This is a genomic window from uncultured Candidatus Puniceispirillum sp., assembly GCF_963979125.1.
In the GTDB taxonomy this organism is placed as follows: Bacteria; Pseudomonadota; Alphaproteobacteria; order Puniceispirillales; family Puniceispirillaceae; genus Puniceispirillum.
Genome location: NZ_CAXBVX010000053.1, coordinates 1 through 14,282 on the forward strand (window position 1 = coordinate 1; position 14,282 = coordinate 14,282).

The following is a 14,282-nucleotide window of genomic DNA, read 5'->3' on the forward strand; positions in this document are numbered from 1 at the left end:
CATAATCCCGATTTTACATTCGCCCGGGGTGATGATGCCCGGACAGTTAGGTCCGATAAGCCGACTATTGCTGGCATCCAGCGCCCGCTTTACTTTCACCATATCCAAAACTGGAATGCCTTCGGTAATACAAACGATCAGAGGCATATCAGCATCAATTGCTTCCATGATCGAATCCGCGGCAAAAGGCGGCGGCACATAGATAACCGATGCATTGGCTTCGGTGTCACGCATCGCTTCGGCAACCGAATTGAAAACTGGCAGATCAAGATGTATCTGCCCGCCTTTGCCAGGCGTTACGCCGCCAACCATCTTGGTGCCATAGGCAATCGCCTGTTCGGAATGAAAAGTGCCCTGAGCTCCGGTGAAGCCTTGGCAGATAACACGTGTGTCTTTATTTACAAGAACCGACATATCGTCCTCTATTTTTTGATAGCTGCAACAATCTTGGCGGCGGCATCCGCAAGATCATCAGCAGGAATGATATCAAGACCTGACTCGGCCATGATTTTTTTGCCTTCGGCAACATTGGTACCTTCAAGCCGAACAACCAGCGGCTTACTCAGCCCCAGATTACGCGCCGCCATCACAACCCCTTCGGCAATGATGTCACAGCGCATGATACCGCCAAAGATATTCACCAGAATACCTTTGACATTGTCGTCAGTCAGAATGATCTTGAACGCTTCGGTAACCTTTTCGGTCGTGGCACCGCCCCCAACATCCAGAAAATTCGCTGGTGAGGCACCATGTAGCTGGATAATATCCATCGTCGCCATCGCCAGACCCGCACCATTGACCATACAGCCAATATCGCCATCTAGTTTGATATAATTAAGATCAAATTCAGATGCTTTTACCTCGGCGGGGTCTTCTTCGGTTAGATCGCGCAATGCCAGCACATCCTTGTGCCGGTACAGCGCATTATCGTCAAAGCTCATTTTCGCATCTAGTGCCAGCAGATCACCTGCACCAGTAACCACCAACGGGTTAATCTCGATCAAGCTGGCATCAAGATCGCCAAAGGCATTGTAAAGCGATGCCAGAAAGCTTGGTAACTGTTTTGCTGATGCGCCTTCAAGACCCAGAACGCGGGCAATGCGGCGCACATGATGTGGTTGCAAACCAGTGGCGGGATCGATACCCAATGAAATAATCTTGTCTGGCTGATTGGCGGCAACCTCTTCGATATCCATGCCCCCTTCGCTGGATGCGATAATCGTCACCCGACTATTCGCACGATCAACCAACAATGAGACATATAACTCGCTGGCAATATCACAACCATCTTCGACATAAAGGCGGCGCACTTCACGGCCTTCGGGGCCAGTCTGATGCGTCACCAGAATCTTGCCCAAAATATCAGTGGCCGCGTCGCGCACACCATCAATCGATGACACAACTTTCACGCCGCCAGCCTTGCCACGTCCACCCGCATGTATCTGTGCCTTTACGACATAGACCGGACCACCAAGTTCATCTGCCGCGGCAACAGCATCATCAACGGAAAATACGGCATTGCCACGTGGTACTGGCACACCAAAGCCACCAAGAAGCTGTTTTGCCTGATGTTCATGAATATTCATTTTTTCATCCCTATTATTGGCCTAATTTCGGATACCAAAGAAAAAGGCGGGATCATGCCCGCCTTTTTCACTGTCTAGAGGTTCGCCACAATCTCATTCAGCGCCCGTACGGCGGACACTGAACGATCAAACATGGCTTGTTCATCTTCATTCAGTTCAATTTCAACGATACGTTCCACGCCACCCGCGCCCAGAACAACAGGCACGCCGACATATAGTCCGTCCAGACCATAGGCACCATCAACATAGGCGGCACATGGCAACAGGCGCTTTTTATCTTTCAGATAGGCATCGGCCATTTCAATCGCTGATGAAGCAGGCGCATAAAAAGCTGACCCTGTTTTCAGCAAACCAACAATCTCGGCTCCGCCATCACGCGTGCGCTGGACAATCTCGTCAATCTTCTCGGCGCTTGACCAACCCATCTTCACAAGGTCCGGCACCGGAATACCTGCAACAGCCGAATAGCGCACCAATGGCACCATCGTATCGCCATGACCACCAAGCACGAAAGCTGTGACATCTTCAACTGACACGGCAAACTCTTCAGCCAGAAAATACCTAAAGCGTGCCGAATCCAGAACTCCAGCCATACCGACAATCTTTGACGTTGGCAGACCTGAGGCTTTTTGCAGAACCCCAACCATCACGTCAAGCGGGTTGGTAATACAGATAACAAAGGCATCTGGACAATTATCCTTGATGCCCGCACCAACCTGATTCATCACATTTGTATTGATCCCGATCAGATCGTCACGGCTCATCCCTGGCTTGCGGGCAATGCCAGCGGTGACAATGACGACATCACTTCCTGCCAATGCCGCATAATCATTTGAACCTGTTACAGCGGCGTTAAAGCCTTCAATCGGGCTAGCCTGCGCTATATCAAGCGCCTTGCCTTGCGGCATACCTTCGGCAATATCAAAAAGCATGACATCGCCAAGTTCCTTTAATCCAGCCAGCAATGCCAGCGTACCGCCAATATTACCTGCACCGACCAACGATATTTTATTACGTGCCATGATGTATCATCCATTTCCAGAGCTATTTAACGGTATCACCAGCGCAAATGTGCAAAGCTTGGTGATCACCATATATATGCGAGGGGTTTACCGAATTATGCTGTCCTGCACAAGTCTAATCCCCTGTTTTTTTCAATCATCTCTGCTATTGATTCATGTTAATCCGAAGCTGAGATATGGCTTTTGCCCCGCCCTGCCATCTCCCTAAGCCGCGACTGAGTCCGCGAAAATTCAAATTGCCACTTTTCACCAGCATACAGCTTATCTACAGCCATTTCCGAAGAAGCCAAAAAGAAACGCCCTCGGTCATATAAAGCATCAATTAACCACATAAAGCGACGTGCAAGATGCTCGTTCTGGGTGGTAAAGGCTGGCACATCATGCATCACAATACCGGTAAACCGACCTGCAATCGCCAGATAATCTCGCGCCGCCAAGGGTCTGTCACAAAGCGTGGCGAAACTGACCATCGCAACATCTCCAGCAGTCGTATCAAACACAATATCGCGTCCAGCAACACGCACAATTTCTTCTAGCGGTGTCAAATGCGCGCTAACCTGTGCAAAGGACGTATTAAGCGCAGCACGCGCGCGCTCATTATTAGGATGAAACCAAGCTGGTAATCCGGCCAAAAGCGCGCCCCGCCAATCGGTACCAGACCCAATTTCCAACATCTCGCATCGCTGTTTCAGCAAAGCAATAAACGGGAAAAACCGATCCCGATGCAAACCATCCTTATATAGATCATTTGCATGTCGGTTCGAGGTGGTCACGACAATCGCCCCGCGCTCAAACAAGGCGGTAAACAACCGTGCCAGTATCATCGCATCGGCAATATCCCGCACTTCCATTTCGTCAAAACAGATAATTTTGCCACGGGCGATCAACTGATCGGCAACTAGGGCAAGCGGATCATCCGGATTGGTTTTTCGTGCCGCATGAATCAAATCCTGCGCCAGCACCATGAAATCATGAAAATGCAACCGCCATTTGCCCATCATCGCCACGCCTGACGATTTATCCGTTTCGGTATCAAGCGCCGCATAAAACATATCCATCAACATGGTTTTGCCGCGCCCAACCCCACCATGGATATAAAGACCACGTTCGACCGCAGATGCTTTGCCAAACAGGCCGGCGATACGGCGTCCCAGATTTGGTGCTTGTAGCGATAAAATGCGGGTGACAAGGCCATCCAACACACGGGCAGCCTCGGCCTGACCTGCATCAAAACGCAGATCGCCATTGGACACAAGCGCATCTAGTGCCGCGCTTGGCAACATCCCTGCTTTGCTAGACATAGCCTGATTATGCGGTTGTTTGCTAACCTCGGCCATCACTGTTGTAGCCACATTGATATGCCTATCATCGATCACCCGGAACAGACACTACCGCCGTGCCATTTCTCCTTTGATACCAGCAATCGCCTTGCCGGGATTGAGACCCTTCGGACAGGTCTTTGCACAATTCATAATGGTATGGCACCGATATAAGGCAAAGCTGTCATCCAGCGCATCAAGGCGCTCTTTCTTGTAATCGTCACGGCTATCCGAAATCCAGCGATAGGCCTGTAACAGAACGGCTGGCCCCAGATATTCATCACTATTCCACCAATAGCTTGGACAGGCTGTCGAACAGCTAAAGCACAGAACACATTCCCACAAGCCGTCAAGCTGGTCGCGGTCATCTTGTGACTGCTTACGCTCACTTGCTTCACTGGCTGGCTTGTCGGTTTTCAACCACGGTTCGATTGACGCCAACTGCCGATAGGCATTGCTCAGATCCGGCACAAGGTCTTTCACAACTGGCATATGCGGCAGCGGATAGATTTTCACATCATCTTTGACATCATCGATGCTTTTCAGACACGCAAGCGTGTTGGTGCCGTCAATATTCATCGAACATGACCCGCAAATACCTTCGCGGCATGATCGCCGGAATGTCAGACTACTATCATGTTCGCTTTTAATCTTGATCAGCGCGTCCAGCACCATTGGTCCGCAATCATCCAGATCAATGTCAAAGCTATCAATGCGTGGATTGCGATCATCATCCGGCGACCAGCGATAAATCTGGAACGTTTTCACACGCCCCGAATCAGCAGGCGCCTTATAGGCTTCGCCCTTGGTTATTTTTGAATGTGCAGGCAGGGTAAATTCAGCCATCAATCATGCCTCTAATATACGCGTGGCGCTGGGGGAATTGGCGCCACATCATTACTCAATGTATTCATCACAACACCGCGATAACTCAGATCCGATTTATTGCGTTCATCAAGCCGCATGATCGTATGCTTCATCCAGTTATCATCATCGCGCTCTGGCCAGTCTTCATGCGCATGCGCGCCGCGTGATTCCTGACGCTGATCGGCAGACCGGATCGTCACAAGCGCTTGCCCTACAAGATTGTCAAGCTCCAACGCCTCAATCAGATCGGTGTTCCAGATAAGCGACTTATCCTTAACGCCTATTTTTGCCATTTTGGCGGCGATATTATCCATGCGTTCAACACCATCAGACAATGATTCGCTTGACCGGAAAACCGCCGCATGACGTTGCATCGCATGTTGCATTTCCAGCCGGATACTTGCCGCTGTCACATCACCATCGGCATGACGCATCTTGTCAAGACGGGCAATGGCTTTATCCGTTGCCGCTTGTGGTGCCGTGCGCGGCGCATCACCAGGGGTGATCGTTTCGGCGGCGCGTTTTGCGGCGGCGCGACCAAACACAATAATATCAAGCAGTGAATTTGTACCAAGGCGGTTGGCCCCATGCACCGATACACAAGCCGCTTCACCAATAGCCATCAAGCCCGGCACAACACGATTCTCGTCATCAGCCGATGGTGCCAGAACTTCACCATTATAATTGGTTGGGATACCGCCCATATTGTAATGCACTGTCGGCAGAACAGGAATTGGCTCTTTGGTAATATCAACACCACAGAAAATCTTTGCGGTTTCCATGATGCCTGGCAGACGGATATTCAATGTTTCGGGATCAATATGCTCAAGATGTAGCATGATATGGTCTTTGTTCGGACCAACACCGCGCCCTTCATTGATCTCGATTGTCATCGCGCGGCTAACCACATCTCGGCTGGCCAGATCCTTGGCATTCGGGGCAAAGCGTTCCATAAAACGCTCACCTTCTGAGTTAGTCAGATAGCCGCCTTCACCACGTGCGCCTTCGGTAATCAATACACCGGCGCCATATACACCTGTCGGGTGAAACTGGACAAATTCCATATCCTGAAGTGGCAAGCCCGCGCGCAACGCCATCGCATTACCATCGCCCGTGCATGTATGCGCTGATGTGCATGAGAAATAAACGCGGCCATAACCACCTGTTGCCAGCACTGTCTGCTGACCCCAGAACCGATGCAAACTGCCATCTTCCATACAAAGCGCAATCACGCCTGCGCATTCACCTTCATCATTCATCAACAGATCAAGCACAAAGAATTCGATGTGAAACGCCGCCTGATGCTTAAGACATTGCTGATATAATGTATGCAAAATGGCATGGCCGGTACGGTCTGCCGCCGAACAAGCACGGCGCGCCATGTTTTTTCCATAATCCAGCGTATGACCGCCAAAGGGGCGCTGATAGATATTGCCATCTTCGGTACGTGAAAACGGCACCCCGTAATGTTCCAGCTCAATCACCGCAGGCGCGGCGTTGCGGCACATATATTCAATCGCATCCTGATCGCCAAGCCAGTCTGACCCTTTGACCGTATCATACATATGGTATTTCCAGTTATCACCTTCACCCATATTATCAAGTGCCGCCCCGATACCACCTTGCGCTGCCACTGTATGCGAGCGCGTCGGGAACACTTTACTGATACAGGCTGTCTTCAAACCGGCCGTTGCCATACCAAGCGTCGCACGCAATCCGGCACCGCCAGCGCCAACAACAACAACATCGTAATAATGGTCTTTAATTTCATAATCAGGCATGTGGATAGCTTCCCATTTCTAAAAGGCCACTGACGCAATCGCTATTAAACTCGCCCCTGCAATAATCGCCATTATAATATTTATAGTTAATATAAGAGCATGACGCCCCGATTTCACGGGTACGTAATCCTCAATAACGACATGAGCACCCAAAGTGCCGTGAAATACCCCGATTACAACCAGCAATACCAACGCCAATGCTTGATAGGGCGTCGCGACAAAGGCACGCGCCGCTTCATAATCCAATGTGCCAATGGTCGCCACAACAAACACGAAATAGGCCATCAGCACCAGAACCGCTACCGCGCTCATCCGTTGCCAACGCCAATGCGCTAATCCGGAAACACGTGGTCTTGGCATTGTTTTTTCTGAATTGTTTTCCATTACCTTGCGTCTGCCCTATACCAGAAACCAGAAAATGCCTGTCAAAATGACTGTCGTGGCAAGTACAATACGACCCGTTGCATACACATGCGGAATCTCCAGACCCAGTCCCATATCCCAGGTCAGATGACGTACGCCATTAGCCGCATGATAAAACAAAACCACCGTATAGCCGAATAGGACAAATTGACCCAAAGGATGCTGAATAATCATGGTCGCTAGTGCAAAACTGTCTTCGCCAAAAGCCAGCGCGATCAGCCACAAACAAACCAGCCCTGTACCCGCCGCCAGAACGACACCCGTAGCCCGATGGCAAATCGATAAGATCGATGTCAGTTGTGGTTTATAAATTTGTAAATGCGGCGATAAGGGACGCGGCTTTGACATAACATGCCTCATTAACTAGGAATTATGATGGTATATGGTTTGCAACCTATTTTAGTCAAATATAAAGCGATAGACATAATGAATTAGTTCGCAGTCGCATACTAAATACAGTATCTTACTCATCGTGTCACAAGCGCTAGGATCTTACAATGAAGCGCGTTTTATCAATTCAATCGTCTGTCACCTATGGATTTGTTGGCAATAACGTTGCCAGCCCGGTGCTGACCAGCATGGGTATATATCCGCTGGCGGTAAACAGCGTGATGCTGGCCGCGCATCCGGGGTATGGAATCGTCGCTGGTCAGGCAACGCCTGCCAGTCATATTGCCGCGATTCTGGAGGGGCTTGTGGCACTGGGTATCGTTCCTGACATTGACGCCACCATCAGCGGGTATCTTGGTCATGCGGATCAGGTTGAGATAGTCGCTAATCTGATCACAACATGGCGCAACACGGGGGCAACTGGCACCTATATCTGCGATCTGGTGCTTGGCGACGCTGGCAAATTATATGTCGATCAAACACTGGCTGTCTTAATGATTGATCAACTTCTGCCTTTGGCCAATATCATCACCCCAAACCAGTTCGAGCTAGCTTATCTATCGGATAGGCCCGTTACGGGTAGCGATAGCGCCATCATGGCTGGGCAACATCTGCTGGCATCCCAAGCGGGGCTGAACGCGGTGATCGCAACAGGCATATCTAATGGTGACGATTTTGTGCATGACATTCTGATCACGCGCATGACGCAAAAAAGCTGGCAGTATGACAAACGCCCTTCTGGCATATCAGGCAGTGGCGATCTGTTTACATCTTTGCTGGCTGGCGGTCTGGTTCAGGGCATGCCCCTAGACACCGCAACCGCGCGCGCCAGCAATCTTGCACAGGCCGTCATCGCCCGTAGCGACAACCCGAAAGAACTGGCACTTCTGGAAAATCTGCATCTATTTTCGACCGGCAACCAGACAGATAAGCCAAACAGACAAGCCAATCAGGATTAGACCTAACGGCCAGAAATACCGCGCTCGACAACCAATTCGGCAATCTGTACCGAATTCAATGCTGCGCCTTTACGCAGATTGTCTGACACACACCAGAACACAAGCCCGTTTTTCACCGTCGGGTCACTACGGATCCGGCTAATATAAACCGCATCTTCACCAGCCGCTTCATGTGGCGTGACATAGCCTTCATTCGCACGATGATCGATCACCACCACGCCTGGCGCATCCTGTAATAATGTGCGGGCAGATTTGTCGGTGATCGGCTTATCCGTTTCGATAAACACAGCTTCGCTATGGCCGATAAAAACCGGAATGCGCACACAATGCGCTACTAGATCAATTGACGGATCCAGAATTTTTTTGGTTTCGGCGGTCATTTTCCATTCTTCTTTGGTAAAACCGTCATCCATAAACTCATCGATATGCGGGATCGCGTTAAAGGCAATCTGCTTGGTAAAAATTTCGGGTTTTACCGCATCATTCACGAAAATACCCTTGGTCTGGTTAAACAGTTCATCCATCGCCGGACGCCCCGCACCTGACACTGCCTGATAGGTCGAAACCACAACGCGGCGCACGCCAAAGGCGTCATGCAACGGCTTTAACGCCACCACCAACTGCGCTGTTGAACAATTCGGATTGGCAATGATGTTACGGCCACCATTTGCAGGCGTTGTCCCTTCGATCGCATCCGGGTTCACTTCTGGCACGATCAACGGCACATCGTCATCCATACGATAGGCCGATGAGTTATCGATTACGATACAGCCAGCCTCAGCCGCTTTCGGCGCATAGGCCTTTGACGTGTCGCCACCAGCTGAAAACAGGGCAATGTCGGCAGTGGCAAAATCAAACTTATCCAGCGCTTCGACCGTTACAATCGCATCTTCACCATAGGACAATTCACGGCCAACCGATTTTGACGATGCCAGCGCATAAACCTTGTCAGCCGGAAAATGTCGCTCGGCAAGGGTTTGCAGCATTTCACGGCCAACAGCACCTGTGGCACCAACGACGGCTACTCTATATCCCATGTGAAAATCCTCTTAATATCTCGAATCCGGCTTTGACAAAGCCAGACAAATTCAGGTCAAATTATATAGCAATTAACGTGCTAGACGATCCATGGCGTCAATCACCGCGGCGGTCATGCCATCGGTACCGGTTTGTTCATAACCTGACGTCATGATATCACCTGTCCGTTTGACAGCCAGCGCATCGCTGACCGCCTGTTCCAGCAGATCGGCATCCTCAGCCTGACCAAAACTGTAACGCAGCATCATCGAAAAGCTCATGAACTGTGCCAACGGGTTGGCAAGGCCTTTACCTGCAATATCTGGTGCCGACCCGTGAACTGGTTCATACATCGCAGCAGGTAAACCCGTTTCCGGATCAAGATCGCCAAGCGAAGCTGATGGTAACATACCCAGCGAACCTGTCAGCATAGCTGCACAATCAGACAATAAATCACCAAACAGATTATCTGTTACAATCACATCAAACTGTTTTGGCGCACGCACCAACTGCATAGCGCAGTTATCCGCATACATATGCGACAACGTAACACCTTCGCCTTCGGCGGCATGTAATTCTGTCATCACTTCGCGCCATAGCACGCCTGAATGCATCACATTGGATTTTTCAACCGATGTCAGACGGCCATCACGCTTGCGCGCCAGATCAAAGCCAACACGGCCAATCCGTTCAATTTCCGACGTTGAATAGGCGTTGGTGTCATACCCAATCTTGCTACCATCTTCGCGCACATCAATACCGCGTGGCTCGGCGAAATAGGAACCACCACATAATTCGCGCAATATCATAATATCAAGGCCTGATACCAGCTCAGGCTTCAGCGATGACGCATCAACCAATGCCGGAAACACAATGGCTGGACGCAGATTGGCATAAAGATCCATCTCTTTGCGCAGTCGAAGCAAGCCGCGCTCAGGCTTCAGATCAAACGCCAGATCATCATATTGCGGGCCACCAACAGCACCAAACAACACCGCATCAGCGCTCATTGAATCAGCCAATGTTTCATCGGTCAGCGGGGTGCCATGCGCATCATAGGCCGCACCCCCAACAAGACCTTCGGAAATGTCAAAGCCCAGACTGCGATGTTTCGCCAGCCAGTCAATGATTTTCATATTGGCCTGCATCACTTCACGGCCGATACCATCACCCGGAAGCACCATTACTTTGCGATTAGATGCCATTACTTTTCCTTTTGCTTAACTAGCTTAATTCTGGCTTTGTCATAAATCCTAAACAGCCTACAGCCACGGCTGGTTGGCTTGTCGGTCAGTTTCATAACTGTCGATCGCGCTGCTTTTTTCCAGCGTCAAACCAATATCATCCAGCCCTTCAAGCAGGCATGTCTTGCGGAACGGATCAATATCGAAATCAATCGTTACCCCATTCGGGCGTTTGATCGTCTGGCTTACCAGATCAACCGACAATTCCGGATTTTCGGTATCGGATGCATCGGCCATCAGCGCGTCACGCTGGTCAGCACTCACCACAATCGGCAAAACGCCATTCTTGAAACAGTTATTATAGAAAATATCGGCAAAGCTGGTCGAAATCACACAGCGAATTCCAAAATCAAGCAACGCCCATGGCGCATGTTCGCGGCTTGACCCACAGCCGAAATTATCACCTGCAACCAGAATTTCCGCATTACGGTATGGTTCTTTATTAAGCACAAAATCGCTGATCTCGTCCCCACCCAGCGTATAGCGCATTTCGTCGAACAGATTGATGCCCAGACCTGACCGTTTGATTGTTTTCAGGAACTGCTTCGGGATAATCATATCGGTATCGATATTCAAAATGTTCAGCGGTGCCGCAATACCGGTCAGCGTATCAAACTTTTGCATTGAATCGTCTCCTCTAGCTTTCCATGTCACGGACATCGGTCAGATAGCCAGTAACCGCCGCCGCAACAGCCATTTCTGGACTCACCAGATGCGTACGGCCACCGCGACCTTGTCGGCCTTCAAAATTACGGTTTGATGTTGACGCACAGCGTTCGCCATCAGCCAGCTTATCGGCATTCATCGCCAGACACATCGAACAGCCTGGTTCACGCCATTCAAATCCAGCCGCCTGAAAAATCTTGTCCAGCCCCTCGGCTTCGGCCTGTTCTTTGACCAGACCTGAACCTGGCACAACCAGCGCCCGCATACCGTCGGCCACAACCTTGCCATCGGCAATCTGCGCCGCGGCACGTAAATCTTCGATGCGGCTATTGGTACAAGAACCGATGAACACCGTATCAACCTTGATCTCAGTCAGTTTCTGTCCAGCTGTCAGCCCCATATATTCAATCGCGCGCTCAATCTTTGAACGCTTTGATGCATCACTTTCGGCTTCGGGATCAGGCACCACACCGGCGATTGGCAACGCATCCTCGGGGCTTGTGCCCCAGGTCACAGTTGGGCCTATATCTTCGGCAGCCAATGCCATTTCGGTGTCATAACGGGCACCTTCATCCGATGGCAGACCGCGCCAATAGGCAACAGCCTTGTCCCACAAATCGCCTTTTGGCGCCATTGGCTTATCGGCAATATAATCAAAGGTCGCGTCATCTGGCGCAATCATACCCGCACGGGCGCCTGCTTCGATCGCCATGTTGCATATAGTCATCCGGCCTTCCATTGACAGACCACGAATCACCGATCCGGCAAATTCGATCACATGGCCCGTACCGCCTGCTGTTCCTAGCTTGCCAATAATAGCCAGAATAACGTCCTTGGCGGTAACACCGGCACCAAGCGTGCCATCAACGGTGATCCGCATATTTTTGGCCGGCTTCTGGATCAATGTCTGGGTGGCAAGCACATGCTCGACTTCGGATGTGCCAATACCAAAGGCCAGCGCGCCAAACGCGCCATGTGTGGCAGTATGCGAGTCACCACATACAATGGTCATGCCTGGCTGGGTAAAGCCCTGTTCTGGGCCAATCACATGCACGATACCCTGACGGATATCATTCATACCAAAATAGGGAACACCAAATTCTGCCGCATTCGTTTCAAGTGCTTCAACTTGTATCCGCGATTCCTCATCGGCAATGCCTTCGGAACGATCAGTCGTTGGAATATTATGATCGGCAACAGCCAAGGTGCGATTCGGCGCGCGAACGGTACGGCCATTGTTGCGCAAACCTTCAAACGCTTGCGGGCTTGTCACTTCGTGAACAAGATGCCGGTCAATATAGATCAGGCAGGTGCCATCATCCTGTTGATGCACAACATGCGCATCCCAGATTTTATCAAATAACGTTTTTGGAGCCGACATGTCTTTTTCCTATTGGTTGCCGGCGAGGAACTCTCTCGAACCGGACAAGCCAATCAGGAAGAGGACGCCTCGCGATAAGTTGTTTTTTCAGCAATACGCGCCGCTTTACCGGTACGGCCACGCAGATAATATAGCTTAGCACGACGCACACGGCCACGGCGAACAACCGTAACGCCTGCGACTTGCGGTGCATAAAGCGGAAATACCCGCTCGACGCCTTCGCCATATGATAGCTTACGAATGGTAAAGGACGAAGCAACTCCATCACTTTTGCGTGCGATACATACGCCCTCAAAAGCCTGAATACGCTCGCGGCTACCCTCGATGACTTTCACGTCAACACGGACGGTGTCACCAGGTGCAAATTCGGGAATTTCGCGCTGCTCGAGCACTTTTTCCATTTGTTTTTTGCCAATACGGTCCACGATATTCATCGGTCGTTTCCCCTTATCAATATAACGCCATCGTCTTTGCCATCAAAGACACACCATCAGTGGTGAGGCATAATTACTCTTTACTACCCTTGCTTTGCAACTCCAAATAGCGTTTCCACAAATCTGGCCGTCGCGTCTGCGTCTCTTTCTTTGCCTCCGCTAACCGCCATTCAGCGATTTTGCGGTGATGACCCGAACCCAGAATCTCTGGGGCTTCGATCCCATTCCAGACACGTGGTTGCGTGAAATGCGAATGCTCCAGCAACCCGGTCTCAAAACTTTCATCATGGTGCCCTTCTGCTTTGCCCATAACCCCGGGCAACAAACGCACCACTGCGTCGATCACTGTCAGCGCGGCAACTTCGCCACCTGACAAAATATAGTCCCCAATGCTGACCTCTTGCATCGCATGGGCATCGATAACACGTTGATCGACGCCTTCATAACGACCGCATAGAAACACCGCACCAGGCTGTGCCGCCAGATCACGCGCCATCGCCTGATCCAGCATCTTACCACGCGGAGACAGATAAATTCTCGGTCCCGCCGTTGTTGCCACCGCCTGCAAGGCCGCATCAACAACATCTGGCTTTAATACCATACCAAGACCACCGCCCAAAGGCGTGTCGTCCACAGTCCGGTGCTTATCGCGCGCAAAGTCGCGAATGTCCAGCGTTTTTAGCCCCCAGATACCCTCATTTAGCGATTTTCCTGCCAAAGAATGTCCAAGAGGACCCGGAAACATATCTGGAAACAGCGTCAAGATTGTCGCTTGCCACTTTGTCCCGGATATTTCGGTTCCCGACATCAGCGATTTTCCTTTTCATCCCCAGCATCTTCATCAATGACATTTTCGGCGTCATCTGCGGTGTCGTCAAGCAAACCGTCAGGTGGCGCCAATACCACCCGGTGCTGATCCAGCTCGATTGCCACCACGGCATCCCCCGCAAAAGGCAACATCATGCTTGCCCCATACGGCGGTATAATTTCAACCACATTACCTGCGCCAAAATCATGAATGGCATCAATACGGCCAAGCAAACTACCATCAGCCAGAACCGCATCCAGCCCCAACAGATCAGCGTGATATATCTCGTCATCTGCCAGATCGGGCAAGGCCGCCCGGTCAACATATAGATGCTGACCGCGCAACGCATCCGAGGCGTCACGGCTTTCAACTTTACCAAGCCGTG

At 50.8% G+C, this 14,282-nt stretch carries 15 protein-coding genes and 1 pseudogene; 1 reads left to right on the forward strand and 15 read right to left on the reverse strand.

Going from position 1 to position 14,282, the window contains the following annotated elements; translation table 11 throughout:
- The 8 genes and pseudogenes from ABNT28_RS06635 to sdhC all read right to left on the reverse strand — a co-directional run.
- Nucleotides 1-414 (reverse strand): annotated as a pseudogene (locus tag ABNT28_RS06635) (succinate--CoA ligase subunit alpha); the annotation flags it as partial.
- Nucleotides 415-422: 8 nt separating this feature from the next.
- The gene (sucC, locus tag ABNT28_RS06640; protein ID WP_332923387.1) at nt 423-1,586 is read right to left on the reverse strand and encodes an ADP-forming succinate--CoA ligase subunit beta; all 1,164 of its coding nucleotides are present in this window, start codon (nt 1,584-1,586) and stop codon (nt 423-425) included.
- A gap of 74 nt (nt 1,587-1,660) precedes the next feature.
- On the reverse strand, nt 1,661-2,608 hold the full coding sequence (mdh, locus tag ABNT28_RS06645) for a malate dehydrogenase (RefSeq protein WP_332923388.1): 948 nt from the start codon (nt 2,606-2,608) through the stop codon (nt 1,661-1,663).
- A 158-nt stretch (nt 2,609-2,766) separates the two neighbouring features.
- Nucleotides 2,767-3,960: a cell division protein ZapE gene (zapE, locus tag ABNT28_RS06650; RefSeq protein ID WP_332923389.1), complete on the reverse strand. Its 1,194-nt coding sequence runs from the start codon at nt 3,958-3,960 to the stop codon at nt 2,767-2,769.
- Nucleotides 3,961-3,996: 36 nt separating this feature from the next.
- A complete protein-coding gene (locus ABNT28_RS06655) occupies nt 3,997-4,773 on the reverse strand; it encodes a succinate dehydrogenase iron-sulfur subunit (protein ID WP_332923390.1) in 777 nt (258 codons plus the stop codon).
- Between the two features lie 11 nt (nt 4,774-4,784).
- Nucleotides 4,785-6,575 (reverse strand): succinate dehydrogenase flavoprotein subunit, encoded by a 1,791-nt coding sequence (gene sdhA / locus ABNT28_RS06660; protein WP_332923391.1) that lies wholly within the window; start codon nt 6,573-6,575, stop codon nt 4,785-4,787.
- Between the two features lie 18 nt (nt 6,576-6,593).
- Complete coding sequence (gene sdhD / locus ABNT28_RS06665; RefSeq protein ID WP_332923392.1) at nt 6,594-6,959, reverse strand: succinate dehydrogenase, hydrophobic membrane anchor protein; 366 nt, start codon at nt 6,957-6,959, stop codon at nt 6,594-6,596.
- 15 nt (nt 6,960-6,974) lie between these two features.
- Nucleotides 6,975-7,346, reverse strand: a complete 372-nt coding sequence (gene sdhC / locus ABNT28_RS06670; RefSeq protein ID WP_332923393.1) for a succinate dehydrogenase, cytochrome b556 subunit — start codon at nt 7,344-7,346, stop codon at nt 6,975-6,977.
- Nucleotides 7,347-7,495: 149 nt separating this feature from the next.
- Here sdhC and pdxY point away from each other — a divergent pair, with 149 nt between their 5' ends.
- On the forward strand, nt 7,496-8,347 hold the full coding sequence (gene pdxY / locus ABNT28_RS06675) for a pyridoxal kinase (RefSeq protein WP_332923394.1): 852 nt from the start codon (nt 7,496-7,498) through the stop codon (nt 8,345-8,347).
- Between the two features lie 2 nt (nt 8,348-8,349).
- Here pdxY and ABNT28_RS06680 read toward each other — a convergent pair whose 3' ends face one another.
- The 7 genes from ABNT28_RS06680 to rimM form a co-directional block, all read right to left on the reverse strand.
- The gene (locus tag ABNT28_RS06680; RefSeq protein ID WP_332923395.1) at nt 8,350-9,384 is read right to left on the reverse strand and encodes an aspartate-semialdehyde dehydrogenase; all 1,035 of its coding nucleotides are present in this window, start codon (nt 9,382-9,384) and stop codon (nt 8,350-8,352) included.
- Between the two features lie 72 nt (nt 9,385-9,456).
- On the reverse strand, nt 9,457-10,569 hold the full coding sequence (gene leuB / locus ABNT28_RS06685; protein ID WP_332923396.1) for a 3-isopropylmalate dehydrogenase: 1,113 nt from the start codon (nt 10,567-10,569) through the stop codon (nt 9,457-9,459).
- A 57-nt stretch (nt 10,570-10,626) separates the two neighbouring features.
- A complete protein-coding gene (gene leuD / locus ABNT28_RS06690; RefSeq protein WP_348721244.1) occupies nt 10,627-11,232 on the reverse strand; it encodes a 3-isopropylmalate dehydratase small subunit in 606 nt (201 codons plus the stop codon).
- Nucleotides 11,233-11,245: 13 nt separating this feature from the next.
- The gene (leuC, locus tag ABNT28_RS06695) at nt 11,246-12,655 is read right to left on the reverse strand and encodes a 3-isopropylmalate dehydratase large subunit (protein ID WP_332923398.1); all 1,410 of its coding nucleotides are present in this window, start codon (nt 12,653-12,655) and stop codon (nt 11,246-11,248) included.
- A gap of 53 nt (nt 12,656-12,708) precedes the next feature.
- The gene (rplS, locus tag ABNT28_RS06700; RefSeq protein WP_332923399.1) at nt 12,709-13,089 is read right to left on the reverse strand and encodes a 50S ribosomal protein L19; all 381 of its coding nucleotides are present in this window, start codon (nt 13,087-13,089) and stop codon (nt 12,709-12,711) included.
- Between the two features lie 73 nt (nt 13,090-13,162).
- On the reverse strand, nt 13,163-13,897 hold the full coding sequence (gene trmD, locus ABNT28_RS06705; RefSeq protein ID WP_332923400.1) for a tRNA (guanosine(37)-N1)-methyltransferase TrmD: 735 nt from the start codon (nt 13,895-13,897) through the stop codon (nt 13,163-13,165).
- On the reverse strand, nt 13,897-14,282 hold a 386-nt coding region (gene rimM / locus ABNT28_RS06710; protein ID WP_348721246.1), incomplete at its 5' end, for a ribosome maturation factor RimM. The genes rimM and trmD, both read right to left, overlap by 1 nt.

What these genes read in the sequence shown, in the direction of transcription:
- sucC (WP_332923387.1), bottom strand. Translation starts at nt 1,586, where the DNA reads ATGAATATTCATGAACATCAGGCAAAACAGCTTCTTGGTGGCTTTGGT.
- mdh (WP_332923388.1), bottom strand. Translation starts at nt 2,608, where the DNA reads ATGGCACGTAATAAAATATCGTTGGTCGGTGCAGGTAATATTGGCGGT.
- ABNT28_RS06655 (WP_332923390.1), bottom strand. Translation starts at nt 4,773, where the DNA reads ATGGCTGAATTTACCCTGCCTGCACATTCAAAAATAACCAAGGGCGAA.
- sdhA (WP_332923391.1), bottom strand. Translation starts at nt 6,575, where the DNA reads ATGCCTGATTATGAAATTAAAGACCATTATTACGATGTTGTTGTTGTT.
- sdhD (WP_332923392.1), bottom strand. Translation starts at nt 6,959, where the DNA reads ATGGAAAACAATTCAGAAAAAACAATGCCAAGACCACGTGTTTCCGGA.
- sdhC (WP_332923393.1), bottom strand. Translation starts at nt 7,346, where the DNA reads ATGTCAAAGCCGCGTCCCTTATCGCCGCATTTACAAATTTATAAACCA.
- pdxY (WP_332923394.1), top strand. Translation starts at nt 7,496, where the DNA reads ATGAAGCGCGTTTTATCAATTCAATCGTCTGTCACCTATGGATTTGTT.
- ABNT28_RS06680 (WP_332923395.1), bottom strand. Translation starts at nt 9,384, where the DNA reads ATGGGATATAGAGTAGCCGTCGTTGGTGCCACAGGTGCTGTTGGCCGT.
- leuB (WP_332923396.1), bottom strand. Translation starts at nt 10,569, where the DNA reads ATGGCATCTAATCGCAAAGTAATGGTGCTTCCGGGTGATGGTATCGGC.
- leuD (WP_348721244.1), bottom strand. Translation starts at nt 11,232, where the DNA reads ATGCAAAAGTTTGATACGCTGACCGGTATTGCGGCACCGCTGAACATT.
- leuC (WP_332923398.1), bottom strand. Translation starts at nt 12,655, where the DNA reads ATGTCGGCTCCAAAAACGTTATTTGATAAAATCTGGGATGCGCATGTT.
- rplS (WP_332923399.1), bottom strand. Translation starts at nt 13,089, where the DNA reads ATGAATATCGTGGACCGTATTGGCAAAAAACAAATGGAAAAAGTGCTC.
- trmD (WP_332923400.1), bottom strand. Translation starts at nt 13,897, where the DNA reads ATGTCGGGAACCGAAATATCCGGGACAAAGTGGCAAGCGACAATCTTG.